The following is a 26321-nucleotide window of genomic DNA, read 5'->3' on the forward strand; positions in this document are numbered from 1 at the left end:
ATGGCCGGTAATGCAAAACCTCGCGGTGCAGTTCGTAAATCCAAGAAGGGCCCATCAGCTGGAACTGGCGGAAACAATAAGCGCCGCCTTGAAGGTAAGGGACCAACACCTAAGGCTGAAGACCGTCCTTATCACGCAGCTGCAAAGCGTAAGAAGGCTGCTGAAAAGTCTGCTGCAAAGAAGCCAGCAACAACTCGTAAGTTTTCAAAGGGCGATGCACCACGTGGTGAAATCGTGGCAGGTCGTAACGCAGTTCTAGAAGCGCTGCGCGAATCTGTTCCAGCAACTGAACTCTTGGTTGCACGCAGCATCGATGTCGATGATCGCGTTGCTGAAAGCTTGCAGATTGCTCTGAACCACGGACTTTCTATCCGCGAAGCACATCGTGCTGAAGTTGAAGGAATTTCTCCTAATAGCCAAGGAATCATCCTTGCGATTAAGCCTTTCCAATACTCATCATTTGAAGAGATTGTTCAGCGCGCAAAGAATCCAATGTTGCTCGTTGCACTCGATGGCGTAACTGATCCACGTAATTTGGGAGCAATTGTTCGTTCTGCGGCTGCTTTCGGTGCCTCTGGTGTCTTGATGACAGAACGTCGCGCAGCAGGAATGACAGCATCTGCTTGGAAATCTTCTGCCGGTGCTGCTGCTCGTCTGCCAATCGCTCAGGTAACAAACCTTGCTCGCACTATCGATGAAGCAAAGAAGCTTGGCTGCTTTATCGTCGGTCTTGATGGCGAATCAGATGTAGCTATTGCAGATATGAAGGTAGCAACTGAAAAACTCATGATTATCGTGGGTTCAGAAGGCAAGGGACTTGCTCGCCTAACTCGCGAAAAGTGCGACCTGATTGTCTCTATTCCAATCAGCGCATCAACTGAATCACTTAACGCATCTGTTGCAACATCAATTGCTTTGTACGCAGTAGATGAGGCTCGCCGTAAGGGCTAAGGCTTAGGTATACAACAATGGCATTTCAACGTTTCATCGTCTGCGGAGATTCATACTCTGAAGGAATGACGGATGAAGTCGTTGATGGCAAATACCGCGGATGGGCAGATCGCGTTGCCGATGTGATGGCTGATGCACATGCTGATTTCACTTATATGAATCTGGCAGTGCGCGGAAAACTTATCGGCCAGGTTGTTGAAGACCAGGTTCCAACAGCACTGGCATTTGTGACGGGCCCTGACACTTTGGTTTCGTTCCACGCAGGCGCTAACGATGCACTCCGTCCTGGATACCAAGCATCGATTGCTATTCCGTTGTATCAAGAAGCTGTGCGCTTGATTGCAAAGTCCGGTGCAACTTTGATGCTCTTTACCGTTCTCGAAAACACTGGCAATAAAGGTAGAGGTTCTGAAATTTGGGAGAAGCGATTCTCTGAATTTAATAAAGGTGTTCGTGCAGTGGGCGCTGAAGTTGGCGCAATTGTTGTTGATGCCAACCAAGAGAAATTCTTTAGCGATCGCCGCTTCTTAGCATTTGATCGCCTGCACTTAAATGCTGAAGGCCATAAGCGATGTGCTGACGCTGTGCTCGAAAGACTTGATCTTCCATTTGATCCAGGTTGGCGCACACCGTTGCCACCGGCAAAGAAGACACCGTGGATTGTTGAAAAGGGCGTCACTGTTGCATGGTTCTTTGTCTTTGCATTGCCATGGATCTTGCGACGCATTCAAGGCAAATCATCTGGCGATGGGCGTAGTGCTAAATACCCAACGCCAGTGAAGTGGCCTCTTAACTAAATCGCTCGAACGGTCCAGGTAAAGCTATAAGTACCGCCAGATACTAGGTATGCAGGCAGGGTATCTGGACCACAGGAAGCGGTTCCAACACCGCGGTGTGCAGCATCGATATGAACAATTGTGTTTCCTGTTGGAACTAGCTCAACATCGTGGGTTGCATCAGCAAGCTGCGCAGCTCTAAATGGTGTTGCCGATACCTGACGTGGCTTATCTAGATCAATACGAACGCCGTGGCCTTCGTTGTTAGTGAGTGCAAACCAACGAACTCCTGCATGGCCACCATTTTCTTGTGGGCGAACATAAGGAACATATTGATCTTCAACAGTTGAGACCCACTGGTGAACGCGTCCAATCTTGCGATCTGGATAGGTTTCATTTGAACCGGTACCGAAGTAGGTGTAATTACTTAATGCACCATCGATTTCGAAGTTAATACCAACACGTGCTAAGTCTTCGAACTGCTTTGGAACCGTGATGGTCTCCTTGACTGAATAACCGCCAGCAACTGGTGTGACAAGTTGAACCTGCTTGACCTTAAAGCCGGTGCTTGTCTTCCATTCGCTCGTTACCTTGTAAGACTTTGTAGTCTCAGTAATTGTGCAATCGGTGCGCTCGAGTTTGCGAACGCCGTAGCGCTCCCACTTTGATGCAATTTGTGCGATGCGATCGTTATCTGTTGGTGCGCGCCACAAGGAAAGTTCTGGGGCGAATACTCCGTAAGGAATCTGAATCTCGCCAGCATCATCAACAGCGTTTTCAAAGAGCTCTGATGTCTTTGCTGTTCCGATTGTTTCCTTACGTGAAGGAAGTGCGAATTGGTTCCAGCCGACTTCATGTCCTGCTGGTGCCCAATCAGTGCGGTTCTTCTGCACGATTGTGAAGTTAATGAAACGTTCGCCAGTTCCATCTGGCTTAAGAAGTGCCTTGGATTTGATTGAAATCTTTGCGCTCTTCTGTGGAGCAATCTTTGGCAGTACAACCTTGCCGCTATCGATTACTTCTCCGTTGCGATTGATACTCCAAAACGCTTCAAAATCAGCTACATCCTTGAAGTATTGGCGGTTGGTGACAGTGAAAGTTCCTGTTGATGCCTTGGTTGTTGAGATAACGACGGGAGATGCAATCGCTTTCATCTCGTGCATTGCAGGCTTTGGTGTGCGGTCCGGGAAGACCATTCCATCGCAGACAAAGTTTCCATCGTGGCGAGTTTCGCCGAAGTCTCCGCCGTATGCAGAACGCTTAGAACCGTCGGCAAGTGTCTGTTCGATTCCGTGATCCCAGAATTCCCAGATGAATCCACCTTGTAGACCAGGTGTGGAATGGATTGCATCCCAATATTCCTTGAGATTTCCATTGGAGTTACCCATCGCATGCGAGTACTCGCACATAATCAATGGGCGATCTTGGCGACCTGATTTTGCGTAGGAAAGAATTGCTTTGATTGATGGATACATTGGGCTGACAACATCGGTCATTGAGTGACCGCCGCGCCAATCTCCATTGATGCCACCTTCGTAGTGAAGTGGACGTGATGGATCGAGTGCACGAGCAAAGGCCGCAGCAGCTTCATGGTTCTTGCCGCGACCTGATTCATTTCCGAGTGACCAGAAGATGACGCAGGGGTGGTGCATATCGCGCTGGACCATACGGCCTACGCGCTCAACGAAAGCTGATGCATAACGTGGATCATTTGAGATTGAATCGTAGAAAGCATGTGATTCGATATTTGCTTCATCGATGACGTAGAAACCGAGTTCATCGCAGAGATCGTAGAAAGCAGGATCATTTGGATAGTGCGATGTGCGCACTGCGTTGAAGTTCCATCGTTTCATCTCAAGCAAATCTTGACGCATATCTTCACGGCTTAGAACGCGGCCTGTGTGGCGGTTGAAGTCGTGGCGATTAACGCCGTAGATGTAAATAAGTTTGCCGTTAACCAAGAGTTCGCGACCCTTGATTTCAACTGAGCGGAAACCGATGCGCTGCTGTGAAACTTCTTTAACGATGCCGTTAGGGCCGACCAGTTCGATGCGAAGTGTGTATAAATTAGGGGTTTCAGCAGACCAAGCAGCCACCTTTGGAATCGTTGTTTCAAGCACGATTCGGCCTGGCCATGGCTGCTTAATTGCTTCAAGGGCCAAACGATCGCTTTCCGGCATATTGCCATCCCAGAATTCGCCAGCAAAGTGCTTGCGGTTGGCGTTGATCATCTCGGCTGTCATCTCGGTCCAGATAGGAGCGACATGCTTCTTGAGCGTCTGCGAAAGCTGAGCGCTCTTTACCTTAGGCAACTCTTCAATCGATGTGCGAAGTGTGTAGCCATCTGTCGCCTTGCCGTTTATAGAACCGATGATTGCTTCAACTTTCAAAGTACCGGTTGTGCCATCTGCCTTAAGGCCGGCAGTTGTTGCAAACTTTTCAATGAAGACATGTTCTGTTGCATAGAGCTTTACTGAACGAGTGATGCCACCGTGCCACCACTGATCTTGATCTTCAATGTATGTGGCATCAGACCACTTGGTCACCGCAATACGCATCACGTTGCGATCGCGCTTTACAACAGAAGTGATGTCGAACTCTGCGGCGAGACGAGAATCCTTAGTCATACCAACTTCAACACCGTTGACATTAATGACTGCAACGGATTCAAATCCACCTAAGTGCAAGACAACGCGCTTGTTATCCCAAGACAGTGGCAAGTCGAAGTCGCGCTCATAAATTCCTGTTGGGTTCTCTTGCGGAACTTCTGGTGCAATGTGATCCCATGGCATCTGCACGTTTGTGTAGATCGGCTTATCGAAAAATACATCGCTCGTTGGTTGCATCGTCCACAAACCAGGAACTGCAATCTTGCTCCAACGTTTGCGTACGCTCTCTGTTGGTGAGTGCAGTAGCTGGAAGCGCCAAGTGCCATCTAGTGAAAGAGTTTCGAAGTGCTCGATATGAAGCATTCCAAGTCGGTTGATTGAATTTGTCTCGGGGCTCATCCAGTAGTTAGGCAACATGTCGGCAATCCTCTCACCCCACTGCGCTTAAATGAATGTAAAAAAAGGTCACGAAAAGGTTGCTTTTTAGGGTGGAAATCTACGATTTTTACAATCTGCCAATAACTGCCATAATTACGCCCGCAGTACGCCTCCCTAGCTCAGTGGTAGAGCAGCTCACTTGTAATGAGCAGGTCATCCGTTCAATCCGGATGGGGGGCTCCAGTATTACTCCATCGATTACGGGAGGAGTCACAATGTCTAATAACTCATTTCCTCATGATTCTTTCGATGATCTCTTGGCAGCAAATGTTGAATACCAGAAGACATTTAAATACTCCGGACTTACAGGTTCAGCTGCAAAAGGCTTAGCAATCGTCACCTGCATGGATTCACGCATCAATCCATTGTCAGTAATTGGTTTGCGATCAGGAGATGCCAAGATTCTTCGTAACGCAGGTGCTCGAGTCACAGAAGACGTAATTCGTACCCTGGTTCTTGCCACCTATCTTCTTAACGTCAATCGCATCTTGGTAATGCCACATACAGATTGCAAGATGGCAGAAAATGATGAGGCCGATTTCCATAAGTTGATCGATGAGCAATATGGCGTCAATACATCAAGTCTTGAATTTCGCACATCTCGTGATCAGCGCGGATCTCTTGCTAGCGATTTAAACCGTATTCGCTCGTATCCGCTGTTGCGTGAAGGCGTTGTTGTTGCTGGCGCTATTTATGATGTGAAGACAGGATCAATCGAACCTTTTGAAGGTTAATTAATTTGCAGGGTTTGTTCTGCGAATTGGCATCTTGGTAATTGGGTAGCTTAAATCCTCAAGAAATTCTGTAATCAGGAGATTGACAAGGCCTGGTTTCTCTTTTGGCAAGATATGCGAAGTTCCAGGGACAATTGCTAATTGACCAAGAGGTAAGGCGCGAAATAATTCAAGTGTGTGTTCATGTTGAATGACATCATCATCGCCGGCCATCACCAGTACTGGGCACTGTATCTGTGCAATATCGCTCAGTGGAATATCTGGCTCTGATTTCCACATCTCATGGAAATGTTGGTGGATACGATCGAGCGTTTCAGGGGAGTCAGGAGAGTAGGTCGCAAATTCAGCGCGATCTTCTTCGGAGATCGGATTCATCTCAAACTCAGGAACTGTTCCGGTGAAGTGGAAGTTTGCTGCGATGGAAACTAGGGATTTCACTAAATCAGGGCGTTGAATCGCGATAAAGAGTCCGATAATGCCACCGTCGCTCCACCCGATGATATGTGCGGGCTCTTTCACAACAGTTTCGAGATAGGCGATAGCTTCGCGAACTTGATATTTAAAGTTGATACTCTCTTGACGGTACGAGGTGAATCCATGGGACGAACGGTCGTATCCGTACACGTGATATCCATCGAGATCAGGAACAATCTGATCAGCCCAGTGAGCAGTCTGGCTTAAACCACCGTGAAGCAATAAGACTGCTTCGCCATTGTTATCCCATTCGTATGAATAGACCTGATGGCCATCAACGTTTAGGTATTGCGGCATTGTTAGAGCGTATCCATGATGTGGCGGTTGCCGCGATCGAAGGTGAGGTAGTTCCAAGTCCAGTCAGCGATAGTGCCGATCTTGTTACGTCCACCTAAGAGATAGAACAAGTGAAGCCATAGCCACGCATACCAAGCGAGCGGACCTGACATTCTAAATTTACCGACTTCAACAACTGCTTTGTGGCGACCGATGGTGGCCATAGAACCCTTATCAATGTATTTAAATGGCTTTAGAGCAACGCCAGCATGCTTGCGCAAGATCTGCTTTGCAACCCACTTACCTTGCTGCATCGCAACAGGTGCAACCATTGGATAGAAGCGTCCATCAGCGTTCTTTGAACCGTTGATATCGCCAATCGCCCAGATATTTGGGTAGTGATTTACTTCTAAGTTTTCATCGGTATCGATACGTGATCCGACGATAGGAAGATTCAAAAGTCCTGCAGTGGGTTCACCCTTAACGCCAGCCGCCCAAATTGTTACTTCTGCTGGAATTGGTTCGCCTTCTTTAAGAATGATTTTGCGAGATTGAATTTCGCGCACTGCCGTATTGGTCTTAACGAAGACGCCCAACTTATGTAGATCTGATTCTGCGCGAGCAGATAACTTCTCGCTAAACATTGGAAGGATGCGCGGGCCAGCTTCAATCAAGTAGATATCGATGTGGTTGGCAGCGTGCGCGAGATCGTTCTTGAGTGGTCCGCGCTTTAGCTCGGCAAGAGCGCCAGCCATTTCAACTCCTGTGGGTCCGCCGCCGACGACTGCAATTGATAGGCGAGTGTCATCTTCAAAACGGGCCAAGTCTTCAAAGCGGCGCATTACTTCTGCGCGAATCGTGATTGCCTCATTAACGCTCTTCATTCCAAGGCCATGTTCAACAACGCCCGGAACTCCGAAGTCAGCGGTTGCTGAACCGAGAGCAACGATGAGGTGATCGAATTCGAGAGTTTCAGATGAATCAAGTTTGACGGTCTTGTTCTTGTGATCAACAGAGATTGGTGAGCCCATACGGAATTTGATTCCGGTCTTGCGAAGGGCTCCGCGCACTGGGTGAACTACGTGATCAGCAGCAAGGCCGGCAGTTGATACCTGATAGAGAAGAGGTAAGAAGGTTTGGAAGTTATGGCGGTCAACGACGGTGACATCGGCCTCTTTAGCTAGCGCCTTTGCAGCTCCAAGCCCACCGAAGCCGGCTCCGAGAATGACAACGCGCGGTCGAGTAGAAGAAGGCATGGGGTAAGTCTAGGCTGACTTACATGGATACGCAGAACCGACTCTTTCTCGTAACCGGTGCATCCGGTTATGTAGGCGGGCGTCTGGTGCGCGATTTATTGGGCGATGGCAAGAAAGTGCGCGTGCTTGTGCGCGATGCAAAGAAGATTCAAGGCCAAAGTTGGGCCAATGCCGTTGAAATCATCGAAGGCAATGCAAGTAATTCGCAAGACCTTGATCGCGCGCTCGCTGGTGTGCACACTGCTTATTACTTGCTGCACTCAATTAACGTTGCAACAGATTTTGGCGATATCGAAGCTGCGATGGCAAAAGGTTTTGCAGAGTCTGCCCAGCGTCAAAACGTTGCACAGATTATTTACCTTGGTGGAATTGCAAATGATGAAAATCGCAGCCGCCATTTAACTTCTCGCATGAATACCGGAACACAGTTGGCATCGACTTCTGTTCCTGTTCTTGAACTTCGCGCTGGAATCATTATTGGATCGGGTTCTGCATCCTTTGAAATGTTGCGCCACTTAACGCACCGCTTGCCGATCATGACAACGCCAAAGTGGGTATCAAATCGCACCCAGCCAATCGCTATTCGCGATGTTCTGTACTACCTGCGCAACGTGGCTAATCTCGAACAACCCGTAAGCCGCATCTGCGATATCGGGGGACCCGAGGTCGTTACCTACGCTGCCATGATGCAGAAATTTGCTGAGATTTCAGGGCTTCGTAAGCGCAAGATTATTCAAGTGCCAGTGCTTACTCCAAAGCTTTCTAGTTTGTGGATTGGCTTTGTAACCCCTGTTCCAACTTCACTTGCGCGCCCTTTGGTTGAATCACTGATTAGCGAAGTTGTTGTTGATTCCCGCAAAGCAATTACTGATTTGATTCCACTTCCATCTGAAGGACTGCTCACTGTTTCGCAAGCGATTCAATTAGCGCTTACTCGTACTGCCGAAAACTCAGTAGATACACGTTGGTCTGATGCTGCATTTCCAACAGCTCCTTGGCAGAAAGCACAGAGCGATCCTGATTGGGCAGGCGAACTCACTTTGAAAGACCATCGCGAAATTACAACGGAAGCATCGATTGCAAAAGTCTGGGAACAGATTGAAGGAATCGGCGGAGAACGCGGATGGTTCGGTTCCGGTTGGTTGTGGTACTTGCGCGGATTACTCGATCGCATTGTTGGTGGAGTTGGTCTTCGACGCGGTCGTCGTGATCCGCAACATCTTCGTATCGGTGACAGTTTAGATTTCTGGCGCGTTGAAGGTTTAGAACATGGGAAGCATCTGCGTCTCTATGCCGAAATGATTCTGCCGGGAAAAGCGTGGCTCGAATTTAATCTGACTGAAAAAGATGGCCAGACTGTTGTTACGCAAGATGCTCTCTTTGAACCTCGCGGATTAGGTGGCCAGATTTATTGGTATGTGGTCTCGCCATTTCACTTCTTTATCTTTCCAACGATGCTTCGCAATATTGTGAAGGCCGCCCGAAAATCTTAAGTGCGCGCTAAATCCCACACTTTTTAGAAACTCCAATCTAAGATTGCCCACATGTCAGCGCTCGAGAACCCAGGAACTACAGGTTCGACTTTGACTGACCTCGAAACTCGTATCCTCGATTTCGAACGTAACTGGTGGCGTTTTGCCGGTGCGAAAGAGACTGCAATTAAAGAGCTCTTCGACCTCACAGCCCCTCGTTACTACCAACTGCTCAACGACCTCATCGATCGTGATGATGCCCTCGAGGCCTCTCCGATGCTGGTGAAGCGCCTTCGCCGCCTGCGTGAAGCCCGCATGCAGGCCCGTTCAGCCCGCTAAAGCCCCTCACTCCACCCTCTCGTTTTGCTAGGGGGAATAAACCCGTCTAGATTTGGCGTTAGCACTCGAGGGTCGAGAGTGATAATTCGACCCGTTGTAACCAGACGATTAATAGGAGCTAACAACTATGGCAAAGATGATTGCCTTTAATGAAGAAGCCCGCCGCGGTCTAGAGCGCGGAATGAACGTACTCGCTGATGCAGTCAAGGTAACCCTTGGACCCCGCGGACGTAACGTCGTACTTGAAAAGAAGTGGGGATCACCAACAATTACTAACGATGGCGTATCCATCGCTAAAGATATTGAACTTGATGATCCATGGGAAAAGATCGGCGCAGAGCTCGTTAAGGAAGTTGCTAAGAAGACAGATGATGTCGCAGGCGACGGAACAACGACTGCAACAGTTCTTGCTCAAGCGCTCGTTCGCGAAGGTCTTCGCAACGTAGCAGCAGGATCAAACCCAATGGCACTTAAGCGCGGAATCGAGAAGGCAGTAGCTGCCATCGTGACCGAGCTCGGTGCAATGTCAAAGAGCGTTGATTCAAAGGAACAGATCGCAGCAACTGCATCAATTTCTGCAGCGGACGCGACTATCGGCGAGATGATCGCTGAAGCGATGGATAAGGTCGGCAAGGAAGGCGTTATCACTGTTGAAGAGTCAAATACTTTTGGACTCGAACTCGAACTCACCGAAGGTATGCGCTTCGATAAGGGTTACGTTTCACCATATTTCGTAACAGATACAGATCGTATGGAAGCAGTTCTTGAAGATGCGTACATCTTGATCACAAGCAACAAGATTGCAAATATCAAGGAGCTCGTACCTGTACTTGAGAAGGTCATGCAATCAGGTAAGCCACTTGCGATCCTCGCTGAAGATATTGAAGGCGAAGCACTTGCAACTCTCGTTGTTAACAAGATCAAGGGAACATTTAAGTCAGCAGCTGTTAAGGCTCCTGGCTTTGGAGATCGTCGTAAGGCGATGCTTCAGGACATTGCAATCCTTACAGGTGCAACAGTGATCTCTGACGAAGTTGGTCTCAAGCTAGAAACAGCTGGACTTGAACTTCTTGGTCGCGCTCGCAAGGTTGTTATCTCTAAGGATGAAACAACAATCATCGAAGGTCTCGGAGATGAAGCGCAGCTCAAGGGCCGCGTTACACAGATTCGTACCGAAATCGAAAACTCAGATTCAGATTACGACAGGGAAAAGCTTCAAGAGCGCCTTGCAAAGCTCGCTGGCGGAGTTGCTGTCATCAAGGCAGGAGCTGCAACAGAAGTTGAACTCAAGGAGCGCAAGCACCGCATCGAAGATGCTGTTCGTAACGCAAAGGCTGCAGTAGAAGAAGGAATCGTCGCCGGTGGTGGCGTTGCACTTCTTCAGGCAGCAACTGCAGCATTTAAGAAGCTCAAGCTTGAAGGCGATGAAGCAACTGGTGCAAAGATCGTCGAACTTTCAATCGAAGCTCCACTCAAGCAGATTGCGGTTAACGCAGGACTTGAAGGCGGAGTCATCGTTGAGAAGGTTCGTAACCTCGAAGCAGGTTTCGGTCTCAACGCAGCAACTGGAGAATATGTAGACATGATCAAGGCTGGCATCATCGATCCAGCTAAGGTCACACGTTCTGCACTTCAGAATGCAGCATCAATCGCAGCTCTCTTTATTACAACAGAGGCAGTGATTACAGATAAGCCAGAACCAAAGTCAGCGAATGCGATGCCACAGGGTGGCGGAGACATGGACTTCTAAGTTCACGCGTAATTAGTTACAGAAGGCCCTCGAGATTAACGTCTCGGGGGCCTTCTGCTTTACGATTAGAACATGAAGACATTTGATGCAGAACTCGTTGCACGTAACGCCGCCTTGGCTGAAGCGGAATTTGCAACACAGGTCGGCGACTTTGTCTCAGTTGAATTCGATGATGAAAATCGCGTAGCAACATATTTATTTGTTGCAGATATCGCTGGATACCGCGGATGGCGCTGGTGCGTCACCGTTGCTAAGGTTGATGAAGAAGCAGCACCAACAATCTGCGATCTCGTTGTTATTCCTGGCCCTGATTCACTTATGGCACCAGACCACGTTCCTTATATGGATCGCATCCTTCCTGAAGATATTCAGCCAGGTGTCATCGTTCCAAGCGTTCTTGAAGATACTCGTCTTGTTCCTGGTGTTAACGCACTTGTTCAAGATGAAGGACTTGATGCAACAGAAGTATTTGATCTTGGTCTTATGCGTCCACGAGTTCTTTCCATCGAAGGTCGCGATCAAGCAAGTAAGCGTTGGTACACAGGCGATCGCGGACCTAATACTCCGCTGGCACAAGGTGCACCAAAGCCATGCGCATCATGTGGATTCTTCTTGCCGATTGCAGGATCACTTCGATCATCATTCGGTGTCTGCGCCAATGCGATTGCACCTGATGATGCACGCGTAGTTTCAGTCGACCACGGCTGCGGCGCGCATAGCGAAGCGACTTTGTAAGCCCACTTACGCGTAAAACCCAGTAGCAAGGCCTTCGCTAAGTGCGATAAATTAGCCCCCTGTCCGAATCCCCCCGGCTCGCATGACTAAACGAGTACCGCAAATTTAAGGAGTAAGTGCAATGCCTACAGGAAAAGTTAAATGGTTTTCCCTTGAAAAAGGTTTTGGCTTCATTGCATCCGATGAAGGCGAAGATGTTTATCTCGCGTCATCAGCACTTCCTGAAGGCGTTTCAACAGTAAAGCCAGGCACCAAGCTTGAGTTCTCTGTAATTGATTCACGTAAGGGACCACAGGCAATGTCTGTGCACATCATCGATGCGCCAGTTTCTCTTGCAGAAAATTCACGTGTTAACAACGATGATCTTGCTGCGATGATTGAGGACACCATCAAGATTCTTGATCGCGTTGGAAATGGTCTCCGCAATGGACGCCACCCATCAGGTCCTGAAGCTGAACGTCTTGGCCGCGTATTGCGCGGAATCGCTTCTCAGCTCGAAGCTTAAATACCGGTACGGCGTGAACGTCGTATTGAGTAACGAATTCCTGTTGTACCTAAAACTGCGCCAACTACGCATGTCCAAATAATCTTCGATTCAGCACCAACTGCAATCGCGACGACGCCTGCGGCAAGCCAGCAGATAACGCCGATAGCGATTAGAGTTACAACAGCTTTGATATTTGAGCCTTGTTGGTTCGATGACATAAGAGAAGAGTAATGCGAATTAAGGTCGATGAGAACGGAAACTGGCGCTCGTTTCGCCATCGCAATTTCCGCATCCTCTTTCCCGCAAATGCCCTCTCCAATATCGGCACATGGGCGCAGCGCGTTGCGCAAGATTGGTTAGTCCTCGAACTCACCGATAACAATGGTTTCTATCTTGGCCTTGTCACTGCAATTCAATTTGCACCTGTGCTGCTCTTTAGCTTGCAAGGTGGAGCGATGGCAGATCGCATCGATAAGCGAAAGTTGTTAATCTGGACAAATATCGTTGCTGCCCTTGCTTGTTATGCACTTGGAATCCTTGTTGTCACCGAAGTAATCCAGCTCTGGCATGTATTTGTATGTGCGGCAATATTAGGTATTTCATCAGCGCTCGATGCACCTATTCGCCAGAGCTTTACCGCTGAAATCGTGGGGCACTCCGACGTTGCCAACGCGGTAAGCCTGAATTCAGCTAACTTCAATGCAGGTCGCCTTGTGGGGCCGGCGCTATCTGGCTTCCTTATTGCGCGCTTCAGCACTGGTCCTTCATTTCTGATTAATGCAACCACGTATCTCTTTGTAATTCTTTCACTGCTCTTTATGCGCCCATCTGATTTCTTTATTCAGAAGAAGGAAGAGACTCTTGGAACAATTCGCGAAGGTCTTCGCTACGCCAAGGCTCGTCCTGATTTATATGTTGTTATGGCACTGGTCTTCTTTGCAGCTACCTTCGGACTTAACTTCCAGATCTTTAATGCGCTGATGGCTTCTAAGGAGTTCGGTAAGGGCCCTGCAGAATTCGGGTTGCTTGGAACTTATATCGCTGTGGGCTCGTTATCTGGCGCGCTACTCAGTGCGCGATTAGAAAGATTTAGAAATGCCAAGTTGGTAATCAAGCTAGGCGTCTGGTTCTCTATCGTTGTCATCGTTCTATCTGTTATGCCGACCTATACCTGGTATTCATTGTGGTTACCTATCTGCGGTATTTCAGCACTGACGATGTTGATTAGCGCTAACTCATACGTTCAGGTCAATAGCGATCCTGCAGTGCGTGGACGCGTCATGGGAATTTATCTCTTGGTCTTCATGGGCGGAACTCCGCTTGGATCAATGCTGATTGGTTATCTCACCGAGGCACTTGGAACTCGCGAAACTATTGCGATGTGTGGTGGCTTCTCTTTATTGATGTGCGTACTTATCTGGTTCTTCTTCAACGATAAAGTTGAACGGCCAGATGACCTACGTGTTTCTAGCGTCCTACGACAATAAGTAGAACGAGGCCAACCAGAGTTAGCGCTGTGATTAAACGGCGGCTCTTATAGTTCAATCTCTTCCTCCACATGTGAAGGTACAAACTGCACAGTCAGATAAGCGATAAGAATCAATACCGGAACCATGATGTAAGCGCGTGAAATACCGAAGGCATCACCCAATACGCCGAGCAAGAATGGCGCTCCACCGATTGCAAGCCCAGCACCCAAAGATGCTTTACCGATAGCTAAATCAGGGCGGTGTTCGCTTAAACCAATCATGCGAAGTGAGCCCAGTGCGAATTGGCTTGAAATACCAAGGCCTGCGGCAAGGAGTGCGATGAAACTAAGCAATAGATTATGTGAGAACCAGAGAACGGCGAAACCAATAAATTGAACGCCAATAATGATGATCAACTGTTGATCAGGGTGCCAACGCTTCAGGATGCGACCCCAGAACCAGCGACCAAGTCCCATACCGGTACCAAGGGCTGCGATAACAAGAGTTGAAATAGCAGGAGATGAATCGGTGCGATCGATAACAAGGGCTGCTGCCCAGAACGATGTAGCGAATTCGCTGGAGATCATGGCAACAAAACCGATCCACGAAATCCAGAACTTAAGTGAGAGCTTTCCAGATTGAGGACCATGTTCACTTGGTACATGTTCTTCTGGGCTCTTATCGCGCATGACAAAGTAGAGAAAAGCGGCAAGTGGTAGAGCTAGCAATAGACCAAAGCGCCATAGGTCGCGATACGCAGTTGCAATACTTCCGACAATGAGCGTGCCGGTAACGTAACCAGCGGACGCGATTGCATTTGCCTGCATGATTGCCACAGATGAAATTTTCTTGTCATAGTGAGCATTAAGAGATGTGACAAAGTTATTAATGACGATTGAAATACCGATGCCAGTGATCAGTGCTGCCGTAATTGTTACTGGAACTGCAGTTGACGATACAAAGGTAATTAGTCCTACGGAGAAGACGCCGATTCCAATCCAGCCAGTCTGTCCGCGACCAAAGCGGTGAACAAGATGAGGATTGGCAAAGCCGGCGATGATTGAGGCTAGGCCAAGTGCTGTTCCATGAAGGCCTGCGATAGTAAGCGAAGTGCCCTGATCTGCGCGCAACAATGGCTGAGAAGGACCGAAGCCACCTAAGAAAATATTTACAACGACAGTCTGTAAAGCAATTGTCCAGAAGTACCTATCGCGTTTGATGAGGTGCGGCATTAGAGATTAGAGACGACGAAGTCGATAGATGCTGTTAAAGCATCGATATCAGCTGGGTCGATTGCAGGGAACATTCCGATGCGAAGCTGGTTCTTACCAAGCTTGCGATATGGCTCTGTATCCACAATTCCATTTGCACGAAGCGCTGCTGCAACCTTTGTTGCATCAATTGCATCGTCGAAGTTAATTGTTCCAACAACCTTGGAACGTTGTGCGGGATCAACTACGAATGGTGTTGTGTAGCTTGTCTTCTCAGCCCATCCGTACAGACGTGATGCTGAATCTGCGCTACGACCCGCTGCGAACTCAAGTCCACCGTTAGCGTTCATCCACTTGATCTGCTCATCGAGCAACATCAAAGTAACAAGAGCTGGTGTGTTGTAAGTCTGATCAAGGCGTGAGTTTTCAATTGCTGTTCCGAGATCGAAGAATGCTGGGATCCAGCGGCCTGATGTCTTGATCTTCTCTGCGCGTGCAATTGCAGCTGGGCTCATTAGAGCAAGCCACAATCCACCATCGGAAGCGAATGACTTCTGTGGTGCGAAGTAATAGGTATCGAAATCTTTTGCATCGACATCAAGGCCGCCTGCAGCAGATGTTGCATCGACGAGAACGAGTGCGCCATCTGTTCCTGCTGGGCGCTTGATAGGCATTGCAACGCCAGTTGAAGTTTCGTTATGTGTCAGTGCGTAAACATCGATACCTGCTTCAGCAATTGCTGCTGGGTGAGTGCCTGGCTCTGACTTAATAACTGTTGGCTCGCCAAGGAATGGTGCTTCCTTTGCAGCTGATGCGAACTTTGATGAGAATTCGCCGAAAACTAAGTGCTGTGAACGATCTTCAATGAGACCAAATGTTGCGATATCCCAGAACGCTGTTGATCCACCGTTGCCGAGAATGACTTCATAACCTTCAGGCAATGAGAAGAGTGAGTTAAGACCTTCGCGAACGCTCTTAACAACGTTCTTTACCGGCTTCTGTCGGTGTGATGTTCCGAGAATGTAATTACTTCCAGGCGCAGTCAACGAAGCAAGTGCTTCGGGACGTATCTTTGATGGACCACAACCAAAACGACCATCTTTAGGCTTGAGATTATCTGGAATAACGATGTCTGCGCTCATGACCTAAGACTACGGGTAGTACCTATGTACCGCCCAATCCGAATTGATGTTAGCCCGCTCATAGCGCAAGCGATCATGCAGGCGTGAGTAACGGCCCTGCCAGAATTCAATATTGACCGGCGTCACACGATATCCGCCCCACTGCGGTGGGCATGGAACCGTTGTTCCTTCGGGCCACTTCTCTGCTGCGCCTTTGAAACGTTGTTCAAGTTCTTCGCGAGATGCAAGGGGAGCGGATTGCGCAGATGCCCAAGCACCAATCTGTGAAGACCACGGACGAGTTGCAAAGTAATCTTCAGATTCTTCACGCGAAATTTTTTCTGCAAATCCACTTATCGAAACTTGGCGCTCCATTGCATACCAAGGAAAGAGCAGAGTAACTTGCGAATTTAATTCAATCGCTTGTCCCTTGCGAGATCCGTAATTGGTGAAGAATGTAAATCCGCCTTGCGAAACATCTTTCAATAGAACTGTGCGAGTTGTAATTGCATCCGCGCCACTTTCATCGGTGCCAAGAGTTGAGAGCACCATCGCATTTGCTTCGACGATAAAGGCGTTGCCGGCAGCTTCTGTCAGCCAAGAGTGGAAGGCGGCAAAGGGATCGTCGGGCAGAGATTCGAGGCCGACCTCGCCATAAGAGCGGCGCATTGCACGGATGGCATCGCGTTGAAGTTGTGGCTCATTTTCGCTCATGGATGTATCGAACCTCACTTTCGTCATGAGTGCATCCCCGCATCCTTTGGTGGAAAGCACCCCTGCGGGAGGTGCAGAATTGCCCACAGGATTACCAGAGGGAGCTCACCGTGTCAGATGATTTCAAGCCAGGTCTTGAAGGCGTAATTGCATTCGAATCAGAGATTGCAGAGCCAGATAAAGAAGGTAGCGCGCTTCGTTACCGTGGCGTTGATATCGAAGACCTCGTAGGTCGCGTCTCATTCGGAAACGTATGGGGACTTCTTGTTGATGATGAATTTAATCCAGGTCTTCCTAACGCTGAAGTTTTCCCACTTCCAGTTCACTCAGGCGATGTTCGCGTAGACGTACAGTCCGCAATCGCAATGCTTGCTCCAGCTTGGGGCTTTAAGCCACTCCTCGATATTTCAGATGAAGAAGCACGTAGCAACCTTGCTCGCGCATCAGTCATGGTTCTTTCATATCTTGCACAAGCTGCTCGTGGAATTGTTTCACCTGCGGTTCCTGAATCAGAGATTGATAAGGCACACACAGTTGTCGAGCGCATGATGATTCGCTGGCGCGGAGAGCCAGATCCACTTCACGTTCGTGCAATCGATGCATACTTCGTATCTGCTGCAGAACACGGAATGAATGCTTCAACATTTACAGGTCGCGTTATTGCATCAACTGGTGCAGATGTTTGTGCCGCACTCTCAGGTGCAATCGGTGCAATGTCAGGCCCACTTCACGGTGGCGCGCCATCACGTGTATTGCACATGATTGAAGAAGTAGAAAAGACTGGAAATGCCGAGGCGTACGTTAAGGATCTTCTAGATCGCAAGGAACGCCTCATGGGATTCGGTCACCGCGTTTATCGCGCTGAAGATCCACGTGCACGCACACTTCGTCGCACAGCCAAGGAACTTAACGCCCCACGTTACGCAGTTGCTGAAGCGCTTGAGCAAGCAGCACTTAAGGAACTTCGCGAGCGTCAACCAGATCGCGTTCTTGAAACTAACGTCGAATTCTGGGCTGCAATCATCTTGGACTTCGCAGAAGTTCCAGCACCACTCTTTACATCAATGTTTACCGCTGCACGTACTGCTGGATGGTCTGCACACATCCTCGAGCAGAAGCGCACCGGTCGCTTGATTCGTCCATCAGCTCGCTACGTCGGAAAGGCTGCTCGTAAGCCTGAAGATGTAAAGGGCTGGGATGCTTCTGTCGAGCAACTTCACAAGTAACTAAGTAGTCTCGCACCATGCGAAATATCGTCTGGTTCCGTCGAGACTTACGAATCGGTGATCATCCAGCGCTCGTTGCTGCCCTCGAAGGCGCCGACGAAATCGTTCCGGTATTTATCCTCGATAAGCAGCAGATCAGCGAAGCCGGCAGCAAGTTACTGGCTTATATGAGCAATTCTCTGCGCGCACTCGATGAATCATTGGGCAATCGCTTACACATCATCGAAGGTGATCAAATAGAAGTTCTCAAAGAACTTATTGCGCTCTATGACGTTAAAGAAGTTCATATCTCTACTGAATATGAACGTTATGGCGCAGAACGCGATGCCCGTGTTGAAGCAGCAGGTATTCCACTCGTTCGCACCGGAAGTCCTTACGCAGTAGCTCCAGGACGGGTTGTAAAGCCAAGTGATGCAACGCCATACAAGGTCTACACACCTTTCTATAAAGCGTGGTGTGCACATGGTTGGCGTGCACCTGCAAAGACTCCGAAAGAGATTAAGGCTCCAAATCCTGCCGATAAGTACCGCGCATTTCCTGACTTTCCTATTCCTGCAGGAACGACAATTATTGAAGCGGGCGAAGCTGCAGCACTCAAGCGCTTTAAAGAATTTACTAAAGATGGTCTCGATAGCTATGACGAGAACCGTAACTTTGCCGGCATTGATGGCACTTCAAAGATGAGTAGCTATCTAAAATTCGGCGAGATTCACCCGCGCACGCTTCTTGCTAATTTAGGCGAAAGCAAAGCGCACGACACTTTCCGTAAGGAGATCGCCTGGCGTGAATTTTATGCAGATGTTCTCTTTAACAATCCGCATACAGATACCGATTACTACGCCCCCAAGTTTAAAGAGATGCGTTATGACAAGCCGGGTGCACAGTTCAAGGCTTGGTGTGAAGGCAAGACTGGCTACCCATTTGTCGATGCAGCCATGCGCCAATTAGTTGTCGAAGGATGGATGCATAACCGCACCCGCATGGTCGTTGCCTCATTCTTGGTAAAAGATCTCCACCTCGAATGGCAGCTGGGTGAACGTTTCTTTGCAGAGCACCTCACTGATTACGACCCAGCTTCAAATGCTCATGGTTGGCAGTGGACAGCGGGCACTGGCACAGATGCATCTCCGTATTACCGCGTCTTCAACCCGATCGAACAAGGTCGTCGCTTTGATGAAAATGGCGATTACATTCGCAAATATGTTGCAGAGCTGGCTCACTTAAGTGCTGCAGAAATTCACGAACCATGGCTTTTCTTAGATGGTTATTCGCATGGATACCCAGAACGCATCGTTGATCACGCAGTAGAACGCATCGAATCTCTCGAAAGACTGAAAGAGATTAAGGCTGATAAGCCAGAACAACCAGAACGTAAGTAGTAGAAATTACTATCTGCAAGTTATTCGCAATTTTACAATCACGATTCACTTCTCTATCTTTCTCACTAATTAGTTTCTAGCGAGAGGTGGTCACGATGTTCTTCATTAAGCGTCGCGTTATTGACTACTGCCGCATCACCAGCACCAGCTGCTGTCTCTAAGTTTCACCTTCAAACTTTTCTGTTCATTTTCTTTCCAATTTAAATCTAATTACTAACAAAGGGATAACTATGTTTACATCGAAGAAAGTATTTGCAGGAGCGGTCGTTGCTGCCCTGATTTCAACAGTTGGAATTTTTCCAGCAGAAGCAGCTCCAAAGAACCAGGCACGTGCTGTTGCGCAGCCTGATTGGCTAGAGCAGAACCTTGATAACCCAAAGGTTCGCATTATTGAAGTAAGCACCGAGCCAGGTATCTACGAGCGCGGTCACATCAAGAACGCTGTGAAGTTTGTTTGGCATACCGATCTTGTTGACACTGTTAATCGCGACATCATCAACGCAAAGAACTTCAGCAAGCTAGTTCAGAAGGCTGGAATCAGCGATGACACAACTGTCGTTCTCTACGGCGATAAGAACAACTGGTTCGCTGCATGGGGCGCATGGATCTTTAACATCTACGGTCAGAAGGATGTTCGCGTCCTCGACGGTGGTCGCGTTAAGTGGGAGAAAGATGGACGCGCACTTACAACCGCAGTTCCAACATTTGCAGCAGGAAACTTCGCAGTTTCTAAGGGCGATAAGACACTTCGCGCAACACTGATCAACGATGTTCTTCCAATCGCAAAGAAGCGCGTTAAGGCAGATCTGATTGATATCCGTTCAGCTGATGAATACAACGGTAAAGTCTTTGCTCCAGCTGGTTTCCAGGAGCTCGCGGTTCGCGCCGGACATATCCCAGGTGCGATCAACATCCCATGGGGCCTTAACGTAAATTCAGATGGAACATTTAAGACAGTTGCAGAGCTCAAGAAGCTATACGCGGATAAGGGTGTCGATGGAAAGCAGAACATCATCACGTACTGCCGTATCGGTGAGCGTTCATCACTTACTTGGTTCGTTCTTAGCGAAATCCTTGGATATAACGTGAAGAACTACGACGGTTCATGGACTGAATACGGAAACTCTGTAGGCGTTCCAATCGTCAACAATGCAGGAACTATTTGGGGAGCTGCATAATTTCTACTCTTCATACACAGAGCAGCAACTCCGGTAACCCCGGGGTTGCTGCTTCTGCATGGACACGTGCAGAAAAGATTCGCACTGCAATCTCTTTTGCAGTTATCGCATCCTTACTTCTGACTGCATTTATTCTCTCTTCAAATGTCAATAACTCAACTGCACCAATCTCTCTTCTGATTGGTATGAGCCTTGGCCTATTGCTCGAACGTGGCCGTTTCTGTTTCTTCTGTATCTTCCGCGATGGAATCGAAGATAAGAACACCACCCCATTTATTTCAGTTCTCGTTGCAATCGCAACAGGATCAATCGGTTATGCGCTGATCTTCGGTCAGTTCTTACCTGATACCAGTACAGATCGCCTGCCACCGGTGGCTCACATCGGACCCGTCAGTTGGGTATTAGCAGTAGCTGCATTCGCTTTCGGTATTGGTATGGCGCTTTCGGGTGCATGTATCAGCGGCCATCTATATCGACTTGGTCAGGGTTACCTTCGCGCAATACCTGCGCTGATTGGAACTCTTATTGGTTTTGTTATTGCCTTCCTAACGTGGAACTGGCTCTACCTCAATGCAATCTCTGATGCACCAACAATTTGGTTGCCACATTACGTCGGATATTCAGGTGCGCTACTTATTACTTTGGCAGCTCTGCTTGGCCTTGCCTTCTTTGCAATTCGCAAGGGCGTTAACTCAGATCCAATTCGTAAAGAACCAGCTACATCACTTTCACTTTCAGCATCGCTGAAATCGCTGATTACAGATCGCTGGAGCCCAATCGCAACAGGTGCAATCGTTGGAGTAGTCGGAACTATCGCCTACCTTCGCGTTGAACCGCTTGGTGTTACACGTCAGCTCAGCACAACAGCGCGCACATTTATGGATGCCCAAGGCATTGGCACTGACACTCTCGTTGGTCTTGATCGCATGGCTGGATGTATTGCAGTTGTCGCCGAGACAATTACCAATAACGGCTGGCTTGTTATTGGACTTGTTGGAACATCATTTGCTGCAGCTTTTGCAGGTGGCCGATTCAAATTTTCAAAGCTCACCGCAAAGAATTCATCGACTGCTCTTATCGGTGGAATTCTTCTTGGCTGGGGCTCAATGACTTCTTTGGGTTGCACCATCGGTGTGCTTCTCTCAGGAACTCAAGCATTTGCACTCTCCGGTTGGCTCTTCTTCGCCTTTGTATTCCTCGGTAGTTACGTTGGAATCAAGTTGAAGTTTCATACAACTGGCTGAGAACGAACCACACCAACTCCGCTGCGCTTTGCTTCATACATAGCTGCATCTGCGCGCTCAAGTAGCGCGCCTTTGCCATCGTTATAGACATGGCCGATTGCAACGCCCACTGTGATCAGATGGCCTTCAATCGTAAATGGATAACTCACCGTTGCCTGCAGCGCTTGTGCAGCTTCTAGCGTCTCTTCGTAACTCCCTGAGATCAGCACGCCGAATTCATCGCCACCTAACCGGGCAAGAATCGCGCCTGTTGGAAGTGATCTACTAAACCGCGCAGCAACTTGTTGGAGCAATACATTTCCGAGTTCGTGCCCGTAGGTGTCATTCACGGGCTTAAACTCATTGAGGTCAAGAAGCAGTAGCGCACCTTCTGTCTTTGAGAAATTATCTAGCTCTGCAATTAGCCTGCGACGATTTGGTAAGCCAGTCATATCGTCGGTGCGGGCCATCACTTTCTCTTCACCCAAATTCTTCGCTTGCCGAATCACGATTGTCATGCGCGTAAATGCAAGAAAGAGAGTTCCGATTGCAGGGGCGACAATAAACATTGGAAATATGCCAGGTCGCAGAGCGATGAGTGCCAACAACGTTGGACTCATAAAGATAGAGAGTGCGATAAAGACAGGATGAATGGTGACATCGTGTCCACCCTTGCTCTGCTGTAACCAGAGCGATGATGCAATCAGGACGATTCCAACTAGCCATCCGTCGTCTGTTAACTGTCCAAATCGATAGTTGTCGCTGACGGCAAGCCAGAGAAAGAGCAGATCTGATGCGGAAAAAATCGCGATACCAAGAAATAACAGCGCCGGCCGCGCCTGAAGTCGATGCGTGACAAGTGCAACCGAAGCAATGACCAGAAGAAGCAAATCACACACTGGATAAAGAAGTGAGAAGAATTGATCTTGCAGGTTAATCAGAGATTGTGGAAAGACGCGCGATAGAAAGAGCGCAGTAGCAATTGATGAAATACCAAGACCAAAGATTGCAGAGTCCAATAGTTCAAGTGGATTAAGTCGTCGCCCGCGCACCAATGAACGCGGAATCGCAACAAGGGCGCATGGGTAAAAGAGTGCGTAGCTAGCTTGCGCAAAGAGCTGTGCGCTAACGGGCAGCAGATAGAACTCGCCATAGCTATTGAGCAGCGAACCGATTCCCCAGAATGTAATTGCAAGACAAGCGCTTGCAACTGCGACGGGGTCGTTACTCAAAGGCGATTGGGCGATTGCGATGACTGCAGCAATCCAAATTACGTTATAGAGAATGAGATCAAGGAAGATAGAACGCTCTTGCGTGAAGAGCTTAAAAACAAGATGTGAAGCCAGAAGAGCATGGGGGAGCCATCGGAGAACGCGGTACATCTAGTGAATTAAATAAGTAAGGCTTCCACCTATAAATAGGGGAAGCCTTACTTCTAAAGCGTTTTTTAAGAGTTAGAAACCCTTTGCACAGAGGAGATTCGCTGAAGCCTTCGCATCTGCTGCGTTGGTCTTGAGCTGTCCTGGAGCGCTGAGAAGAAGTGCCTTCTTCGCTTCGAGGTCCTTTACCTGTGTTGAGAGCTTGGTCTTTGAACCACTGAGAACGAGAACAGCATTTGCAAGCTTTGAGATTGCAGTCGCAAGCTTCTGCTTATCTGCAGAGTTTGTTGATGCATTCATCGTTGCCTGGAACTGCGTTACCTGTGCTCGTGCTTTATCAAGTGCTGCAGTTGTGCTGGCAAGGGCCGCGGATGCAGATGCGAATTCAGCATCAAGAGCTGCGGTCTGCTCTGAAACGTTTGCAAGATCTGCCTGAGCCTTCACTGCTGCTTGGTACTGACCAACTGCAGTAAGGCACTCAGCTGAAAGCCATGTGAGCTTTGAATTCTTAACCAATGGGTTCTTCGCGCACTTGTACTTGTAACCAGAAACGGTAGTTGTTGCATTCACCTTCTTGCAGGCGACACCGTTGCTAATTTTGGTTGCAGCAGATGCTGGCGCTGCAGAGATGCCGCTTGCCATAAGGACTGCAGCTACGAGTGAGACTGAAACTTTGCGAAACATAATTTCCTCCATTAGATACGTCGCTATGGTATCTAGCCAATATTGATTTTTACGCGTGACTGGGCGGTAGGACCATGGAATTTCATGTGAATTAGCACCGTCATACGTCCTGTATGATTAAGCCATCGAAGCATCCCGCATCGATGTACTTCCCCCCAAAGTGCGCCACATGGCCACTTACTTGCGAGTCTTATCAAGACCCTGATGGCGCTGGTTTTAAACCAGATCTGACCATCTAACCGAGACGCGCTTGTCGTCTCGATTGGTGTCTATTTTCATGTCTCTACAAACACGTACCGCTGCTCCCGGAAAAGCTCGTCGCGCAGCCAAAGGTAAGCCCCGCCATACATCAGCTCAGAAGGCAGCCCGTAAGACTGTGGTTGCAAAGCCAGCTGCTCGCGGAACTGCAAAGCGAAGCGCTCCTGTAAAGGAAGCAGCATCAACTGCAGCACGCACAACGGCACAGACTTCACGTTATTCAGATCGCGAGAACGTCACTAAGAAGGATGTACGTCTTGCAGATCGTTCAAAGCTACGCGCACAGCGTTTCCAGGAGCGCACAGCTTCTAAGTCAAAGAACATCGAGGGTGCTCCAAAGGGCAACCCAAAGCAGTCACGCGAAGAGCGCACATTTGAAAAGCCAAAGAAAGCTTTCAAATCTGCAGGAGATCGTCCAGCAAAGACTTTCAAACCAGCTGGAGAACGTCCAGCTACTAAGCCACAGTCACGCGCTGCAAAGTTCATTGCAGATCGCACAGAACGTGCAGAGCGTCCTTTCCGTCCAGAGCGTTTAGAGCGACCAGCGAAGTCTGACGTTCGTCCAACAACACGTCGCGAGGCAGTTAAGGCGAAGGTTGCTCACTCTGATGACGGCCGTCCAAACTTCGTTCCACAGAAGCGCGAAAAATATAATCCTTCAGCACCGCAGTCAGCTGCGCAGCGTCGTGGAGATTCACCACGTACACCTGCTAAGCCACCACGCGATCGTCGTAACGATTCACGCAACGATTCACCTGCGTATGCACGCGATGATTTCCGCGCATCAAAGACACATAACAAGGCAGCTGTCGATTTTGGCGCTGACGATAATTACATTTCAGTCAACCTAGCTGATGCGAACCTCGTAGAAGCAACGCCACTTACTGAAGTAACAACATCATTCCGCGATCTCGGTATTGCACCTGCGCTCGCAAATGCATTGAATGCGCAAGGAATTACGCATCCATTCCCAATCCAGATTGCAACACTTCCCGATGCTCTTGCAGGCCATGACATCTTGGGTCGCGGTCAGACTGGTTCAGGAAAGACTCTTGCATTCAGCCTCGCGTTGCTGACAAATATTTCAAATAAGGTCGCGCGCCCTCACAAGCCATTGGCACTTATCTTGACCCCTACTCGCGAACTCGCGCAGCAGATCGACGAAGTTCTTCGTCCACTTGCACGCGCTGTTGGCCACGAATCAGTAGTTATCGCAGGCGGAATGCCGTATGCAAAGCAGATCACTGCAATGCGTAAGGCGACAGCAATCTTGGTTGCAACTCCTGGTCGTTTGATTGACCTTCTCAACAAGAATGAAGTTCAGCTCGATCAACTTCAAATCACAGTTCTTGATGAAGCAGATCAGATGGCAGATATGGGCTTCCTTCCTGTCGTTAAGGAAATTCTTGATCAGGCACAACTCGATGGACAGCGTCTCTTGTTCTCAGCAACTCTCGATCGCGGTGTTGATTCACTCGTTCGTCAGTACCTCAAGAACCCAAAGACTCACTCATTGCAGAATGACCGTGCCTCAGTTTCAACAATGGAACACCACGTTCTTCAGATGCACCCTGGCGATAAAGATGACATCACATCGCAGATTGCAGCTCGTAATGGAAAGACGATTCTCTTCGTAAAGACTCAGCGCGGTGCAGATCGTCTTGCTGACAAGCTTGCTAACGCAGGTGTACCAGTTGGTGCGTTGCACGGTGGAAAGTCACAGGCAGTTCGTACTCGCACACTTGCACTCTTTAAGGAACAAGAGAACTCAGCTCTCGTTGCAACAGATGTTGCAGCACGCGGAATCCACGTTGATGGAATCTCACTCGTTGTTCACGTTGATCTTCCACAAGATCACAAGGATTACCTGCACCGTTCAGGTCGTACAGCTCGCGCTGGCGAATCAGGAACTGTTGTGACTTTGTCTTCATCAAAGAATCAGCGCGCAGTATCCGGCCTTCTCTCACGCGCAGGTGTGACACCGAAGTTTCACGATGTGCGCCCACTCGACGAAAAGCTCATGGTTATCACCGGTGCTCAAGAGCCTTCAGGTGTTCCTTACGTACCGCCAGTGATGGAGCGCAAGGCTCCTGCAGGTGGCTCACGTTCAGGCGGAGCTCGTCGTGGTGGTTCAGGTAAGTCTGGCGGATACCGTGGTGGCAACAGCCGCCGTGGACGCTAA

General features: G+C 48.9%; 24 protein-coding genes and 1 tRNA gene. 16 read left to right on the forward strand and 9 right to left on the reverse strand.

Translation table 11 applies throughout. From position 1 onward, the window contains the following. Together rlmB and AC8GFK_RS00510 are read left to right on the forward strand one after the other, a co-directional pair. On the forward strand, nucleotides 1-951 hold the full coding sequence (gene rlmB / locus AC8GFK_RS00505; protein WP_506625288.1) for a 23S rRNA (guanosine(2251)-2'-O)-methyltransferase RlmB: 951 nt from the start codon (nucleotides 1-3) through the stop codon (nucleotides 949-951). A gap of 17 nt (nucleotides 952-968) precedes the next feature. Further along, a complete protein-coding gene (locus tag AC8GFK_RS00510; RefSeq protein ID WP_506625289.1) occupies nucleotides 969-1748 on the forward strand; it encodes an SGNH/GDSL hydrolase family protein in 780 nt (259 codons plus the stop codon). Here the strand turns inward: AC8GFK_RS00510 and AC8GFK_RS00515 are convergent. After that, on the reverse strand, nucleotides 1745-4753 hold the full coding sequence (locus AC8GFK_RS00515; protein ID WP_506625290.1) for a glycoside hydrolase family 2 TIM barrel-domain containing protein: 3009 nt from the start codon (nucleotides 4751-4753) through the stop codon (nucleotides 1745-1747). The two genes, AC8GFK_RS00510 and AC8GFK_RS00515, sit on opposite strands and share 4 nt — an antisense overlap. A gap of 129 nt (nucleotides 4754-4882) precedes the next feature. Here AC8GFK_RS00515 and AC8GFK_RS00520 point away from each other — a divergent pair. Together AC8GFK_RS00520 and AC8GFK_RS00525 are read left to right on the forward strand one after the other, a co-directional pair. After that, nucleotides 4883-4957: transfer RNA gene (locus AC8GFK_RS00520), tRNA-Thr, on the forward strand. Nucleotides 4958-4989: 32 nt separating this feature from the next. After that, the gene (locus tag AC8GFK_RS00525; RefSeq protein WP_506625291.1) at nucleotides 4990-5508 is read left to right on the forward strand and encodes a beta-class carbonic anhydrase; all 519 of its coding nucleotides are present in this window, start codon (nucleotides 4990-4992) and stop codon (nucleotides 5506-5508) included. Here AC8GFK_RS00525 and AC8GFK_RS00530 read toward each other — a convergent pair whose 3' ends face one another. Both AC8GFK_RS00530 and AC8GFK_RS00535 read right to left on the reverse strand, forming a co-directional pair. Next, nucleotides 5509-6279 carry an alpha/beta fold hydrolase gene (locus AC8GFK_RS00530; RefSeq protein ID WP_506625292.1) on the reverse strand — a complete coding sequence of 257 codons (771 nt, stop codon included), beginning with the start codon at nucleotides 6277-6279 and terminating at the stop codon, nucleotides 5509-5511. It abuts the gene before it with no gap. Nucleotides 6280-6281: 2 nt separating this feature from the next. Then, nucleotides 6282-7514: an NAD(P)/FAD-dependent oxidoreductase gene (locus tag AC8GFK_RS00535; protein ID WP_506625293.1), complete on the reverse strand. Its 1233-nt coding sequence runs from the start codon at nucleotides 7512-7514 to the stop codon at nucleotides 6282-6284. A gap of 23 nt (nucleotides 7515-7537) precedes the next feature. On the opposite strand from AC8GFK_RS00535, the gene AC8GFK_RS00540 reads away from it, so the two are divergent. The 5 genes from AC8GFK_RS00540 to AC8GFK_RS00560 all read left to right on the forward strand — a co-directional run bounded on the left by AC8GFK_RS00540 (nucleotide 7538) and on the right by AC8GFK_RS00560 (nucleotide 12315). Then, nucleotides 7538-9007: an SDR family oxidoreductase gene (locus AC8GFK_RS00540; protein WP_506625294.1), complete on the forward strand. Its 1470-nt coding sequence runs from the start codon at nucleotides 7538-7540 to the stop codon at nucleotides 9005-9007. Between the two features lie 51 nt (nucleotides 9008-9058). Next, complete coding sequence (locus AC8GFK_RS00545; RefSeq protein WP_095673007.1) at nucleotides 9059-9325, forward strand: DUF3263 domain-containing protein; 267 nt, start codon at nucleotides 9059-9061, stop codon at nucleotides 9323-9325. Between the two features lie 127 nt (nucleotides 9326-9452). Further along, the gene (gene groL / locus AC8GFK_RS00550; RefSeq protein ID WP_506625295.1) at nucleotides 9453-11075 is read left to right on the forward strand and encodes a chaperonin GroEL; all 1623 of its coding nucleotides are present in this window, start codon (nucleotides 9453-9455) and stop codon (nucleotides 11073-11075) included. 72 nt (nucleotides 11076-11147) lie between these two features. Then, entirely contained in the window at nucleotides 11148-11810 is a 663-nt protein-coding gene (locus AC8GFK_RS00555; RefSeq protein WP_095673009.1) for a DUF3027 domain-containing protein, read from the forward strand. 121 nt (nucleotides 11811-11931) lie between these two features. Next, nucleotides 11932-12315: a cold-shock protein gene (locus AC8GFK_RS00560; RefSeq protein WP_095673010.1), complete on the forward strand. Its 384-nt coding sequence runs from the start codon at nucleotides 11932-11934 to the stop codon at nucleotides 12313-12315. On the opposite strand, the gene AC8GFK_RS00565 is transcribed toward AC8GFK_RS00560, so the two are convergent. Then, nucleotides 12312-12515 (reverse strand): DUF2530 domain-containing protein, encoded by a 204-nt coding sequence (locus AC8GFK_RS00565; protein WP_506625296.1) that lies wholly within the window; start codon nucleotides 12513-12515, stop codon nucleotides 12312-12314. The two genes, AC8GFK_RS00560 and AC8GFK_RS00565, sit on opposite strands and share 4 nt — an antisense overlap. A gap of 12 nt (nucleotides 12516-12527) precedes the next feature. Between AC8GFK_RS00565 and AC8GFK_RS00570 the strand changes: the two genes are divergently transcribed. Continuing rightward, on the forward strand, nucleotides 12528-13784 hold the full coding sequence (locus AC8GFK_RS00570; protein ID WP_506625297.1) for an MFS transporter: 1257 nt from the start codon (nucleotides 12528-12530) through the stop codon (nucleotides 13782-13784). Between the two features lie 47 nt (nucleotides 13785-13831). On the opposite strand, the gene AC8GFK_RS00575 is transcribed toward AC8GFK_RS00570, so the two are convergent. Genes AC8GFK_RS00575 through pdxH form a run of 3 tightly spaced genes read right to left on the reverse strand, consistent with a single transcriptional unit; the run spans nucleotide 13832 to nucleotide 16839 of the window. After that, on the reverse strand, nucleotides 13832-14998 hold the full coding sequence (locus AC8GFK_RS00575; RefSeq protein ID WP_506625298.1) for an MFS transporter: 1167 nt from the start codon (nucleotides 14996-14998) through the stop codon (nucleotides 13832-13834). Continuing rightward, nucleotides 14998-16119, reverse strand: coding sequence for a phosphoserine transaminase (gene serC, locus AC8GFK_RS00580; RefSeq protein ID WP_506625299.1), 1122 nt, complete (start codon nucleotides 16117-16119; stop codon nucleotides 14998-15000). The genes AC8GFK_RS00575 and serC overlap by 1 nt, the downstream gene beginning before the upstream one ends. Before the next feature lie 9 nt (nucleotides 16120-16128). Continuing rightward, complete coding sequence (gene pdxH, locus AC8GFK_RS00585; protein ID WP_506625300.1) at nucleotides 16129-16839, reverse strand: pyridoxamine 5'-phosphate oxidase; 711 nt, start codon at nucleotides 16837-16839, stop codon at nucleotides 16129-16131. A gap of 83 nt (nucleotides 16840-16922) precedes the next feature. Between pdxH and AC8GFK_RS00590 the strand changes: the two genes are divergently transcribed. The 4 genes from AC8GFK_RS00590 (at nucleotide 16923) to AC8GFK_RS00605 (ending at nucleotide 21839) form a co-directional block, all read left to right on the forward strand. After that, the gene (locus tag AC8GFK_RS00590) at nucleotides 16923-18038 is read left to right on the forward strand and encodes a citrate synthase 2 (protein WP_506625301.1); all 1116 of its coding nucleotides are present in this window, start codon (nucleotides 16923-16925) and stop codon (nucleotides 18036-18038) included. A gap of 17 nt (nucleotides 18039-18055) precedes the next feature. Then, nucleotides 18056-19417 carry a cryptochrome/photolyase family protein gene (locus AC8GFK_RS00595; protein WP_506625302.1) on the forward strand — a complete coding sequence of 454 codons (1362 nt, stop codon included), beginning with the start codon at nucleotides 18056-18058 and terminating at the stop codon, nucleotides 19415-19417. Between the two features lie 230 nt (nucleotides 19418-19647). Then, nucleotides 19648-20595, forward strand: a complete 948-nt coding sequence (locus AC8GFK_RS00600) for a sulfurtransferase (protein WP_506625303.1) — start codon at nucleotides 19648-19650, stop codon at nucleotides 20593-20595. Continuing rightward, a complete protein-coding gene (locus AC8GFK_RS00605) occupies nucleotides 20580-21839 on the forward strand; it encodes a YeeE/YedE family protein (RefSeq protein WP_506625304.1) in 1260 nt (419 codons plus the stop codon). Before AC8GFK_RS00600 ends, AC8GFK_RS00605 begins: the two co-directional genes overlap by 16 nt. On the opposite strand, the gene AC8GFK_RS00610 is transcribed toward AC8GFK_RS00605, so the two are convergent. Beyond that, entirely contained in the window at nucleotides 21824-23200 is a 1377-nt protein-coding gene (locus AC8GFK_RS00610) for a diguanylate cyclase domain-containing protein (RefSeq protein ID WP_506625305.1), read from the reverse strand. The two genes, AC8GFK_RS00605 and AC8GFK_RS00610, sit on opposite strands and share 16 nt — an antisense overlap. Nucleotides 23201-23272: 72 nt before the next feature. Next, complete coding sequence (locus AC8GFK_RS00615) at nucleotides 23273-23881, reverse strand: hypothetical protein (protein ID WP_506625306.1); 609 nt, start codon at nucleotides 23879-23881, stop codon at nucleotides 23273-23275. Between the two features lie 113 nt (nucleotides 23882-23994). On the opposite strand from AC8GFK_RS00615, the gene AC8GFK_RS00620 reads away from it, so the two are divergent. Beyond that, nucleotides 23995-24120: a hypothetical protein gene (locus AC8GFK_RS00620; RefSeq protein WP_506625307.1), complete on the forward strand. Its 126-nt coding sequence runs from the start codon at nucleotides 23995-23997 to the stop codon at nucleotides 24118-24120. Nucleotides 24121-24158: 38 nt separating this feature from the next. Beyond that, on the forward strand, nucleotides 24159-26321 hold the full coding sequence (locus tag AC8GFK_RS00625; protein ID WP_506625308.1) for a DEAD/DEAH box helicase: 2163 nt from the start codon (nucleotides 24159-24161) through the stop codon (nucleotides 26319-26321).

It is taken from the genome of Planktophila turicensis (SeqCode) (assembly GCF_965234405.1).
GTDB lineage: Bacteria > Actinomycetota > Actinomycetes > Nanopelagicales > Nanopelagicaceae > Planktophila > Planktophila turicensis.

Coding starts and splice junctions, on each gene's coding strand:
- rlmB (WP_506625288.1), top strand. CDS start 1: ATGGCCGGTAATGCAAAACCTCGCGGTGCAGTTCGTAAATCCAAGAAG.
- AC8GFK_RS00510 (WP_506625289.1), top strand. CDS start 969: ATGGCATTTCAACGTTTCATCGTCTGCGGAGATTCATACTCTGAAGGA.
- AC8GFK_RS00515 (WP_506625290.1), bottom strand. CDS start 4,753: ATGTTGCCTAACTACTGGATGAGCCCCGAGACAAATTCAATCAACCGA.
- AC8GFK_RS00525 (WP_506625291.1), top strand. CDS start 4,990: ATGTCTAATAACTCATTTCCTCATGATTCTTTCGATGATCTCTTGGCA.
- AC8GFK_RS00530 (WP_506625292.1), bottom strand. CDS start 6,279: ATGCCGCAATACCTAAACGTTGATGGCCATCAGGTCTATTCATACGAA.
- AC8GFK_RS00535 (WP_506625293.1), bottom strand. CDS start 7,514: ATGCCTTCTTCTACTCGACCGCGCGTTGTCATTCTCGGAGCCGGCTTC.
- AC8GFK_RS00540 (WP_506625294.1), top strand. CDS start 7,538: ATGGATACGCAGAACCGACTCTTTCTCGTAACCGGTGCATCCGGTTAT.
- AC8GFK_RS00545 (WP_095673007.1), top strand. CDS start 9,059: ATGTCAGCGCTCGAGAACCCAGGAACTACAGGTTCGACTTTGACTGAC.
- groL (WP_506625295.1), top strand. CDS start 9,453: ATGGCAAAGATGATTGCCTTTAATGAAGAAGCCCGCCGCGGTCTAGAG.
- AC8GFK_RS00555 (WP_095673009.1), top strand. CDS start 11,148: ATGAAGACATTTGATGCAGAACTCGTTGCACGTAACGCCGCCTTGGCT.
- AC8GFK_RS00560 (WP_095673010.1), top strand. CDS start 11,932: ATGCCTACAGGAAAAGTTAAATGGTTTTCCCTTGAAAAAGGTTTTGGC.
- AC8GFK_RS00565 (WP_506625296.1), bottom strand. CDS start 12,515: ATGTCATCGAACCAACAAGGCTCAAATATCAAAGCTGTTGTAACTCTA.
- AC8GFK_RS00570 (WP_506625297.1), top strand. CDS start 12,528: ATGCGAATTAAGGTCGATGAGAACGGAAACTGGCGCTCGTTTCGCCAT.
- AC8GFK_RS00575 (WP_506625298.1), bottom strand. CDS start 14,998: ATGCCGCACCTCATCAAACGCGATAGGTACTTCTGGACAATTGCTTTA.
- serC (WP_506625299.1), bottom strand. CDS start 16,119: ATGAGCGCAGACATCGTTATTCCAGATAATCTCAAGCCTAAAGATGGT.
- pdxH (WP_506625300.1), bottom strand. CDS start 16,839: ATGACGAAAGTGAGGTTCGATACATCCATGAGCGAAAATGAGCCACAA.
- AC8GFK_RS00595 (WP_506625302.1), top strand. CDS start 18,056: ATGCGAAATATCGTCTGGTTCCGTCGAGACTTACGAATCGGTGATCAT.
- AC8GFK_RS00600 (WP_506625303.1), top strand. CDS start 19,648: ATGTTTACATCGAAGAAAGTATTTGCAGGAGCGGTCGTTGCTGCCCTG.
- AC8GFK_RS00610 (WP_506625305.1), bottom strand. CDS start 23,200: ATGTACCGCGTTCTCCGATGGCTCCCCCATGCTCTTCTGGCTTCACAT.
- AC8GFK_RS00615 (WP_506625306.1), bottom strand. CDS start 23,881: ATGTTTCGCAAAGTTTCAGTCTCACTCGTAGCTGCAGTCCTTATGGCA.
- AC8GFK_RS00620 (WP_506625307.1), top strand. CDS start 23,995: ATGATTAAGCCATCGAAGCATCCCGCATCGATGTACTTCCCCCCAAAG.
- AC8GFK_RS00625 (WP_506625308.1), top strand. CDS start 24,159: ATGTCTCTACAAACACGTACCGCTGCTCCCGGAAAAGCTCGTCGCGCA.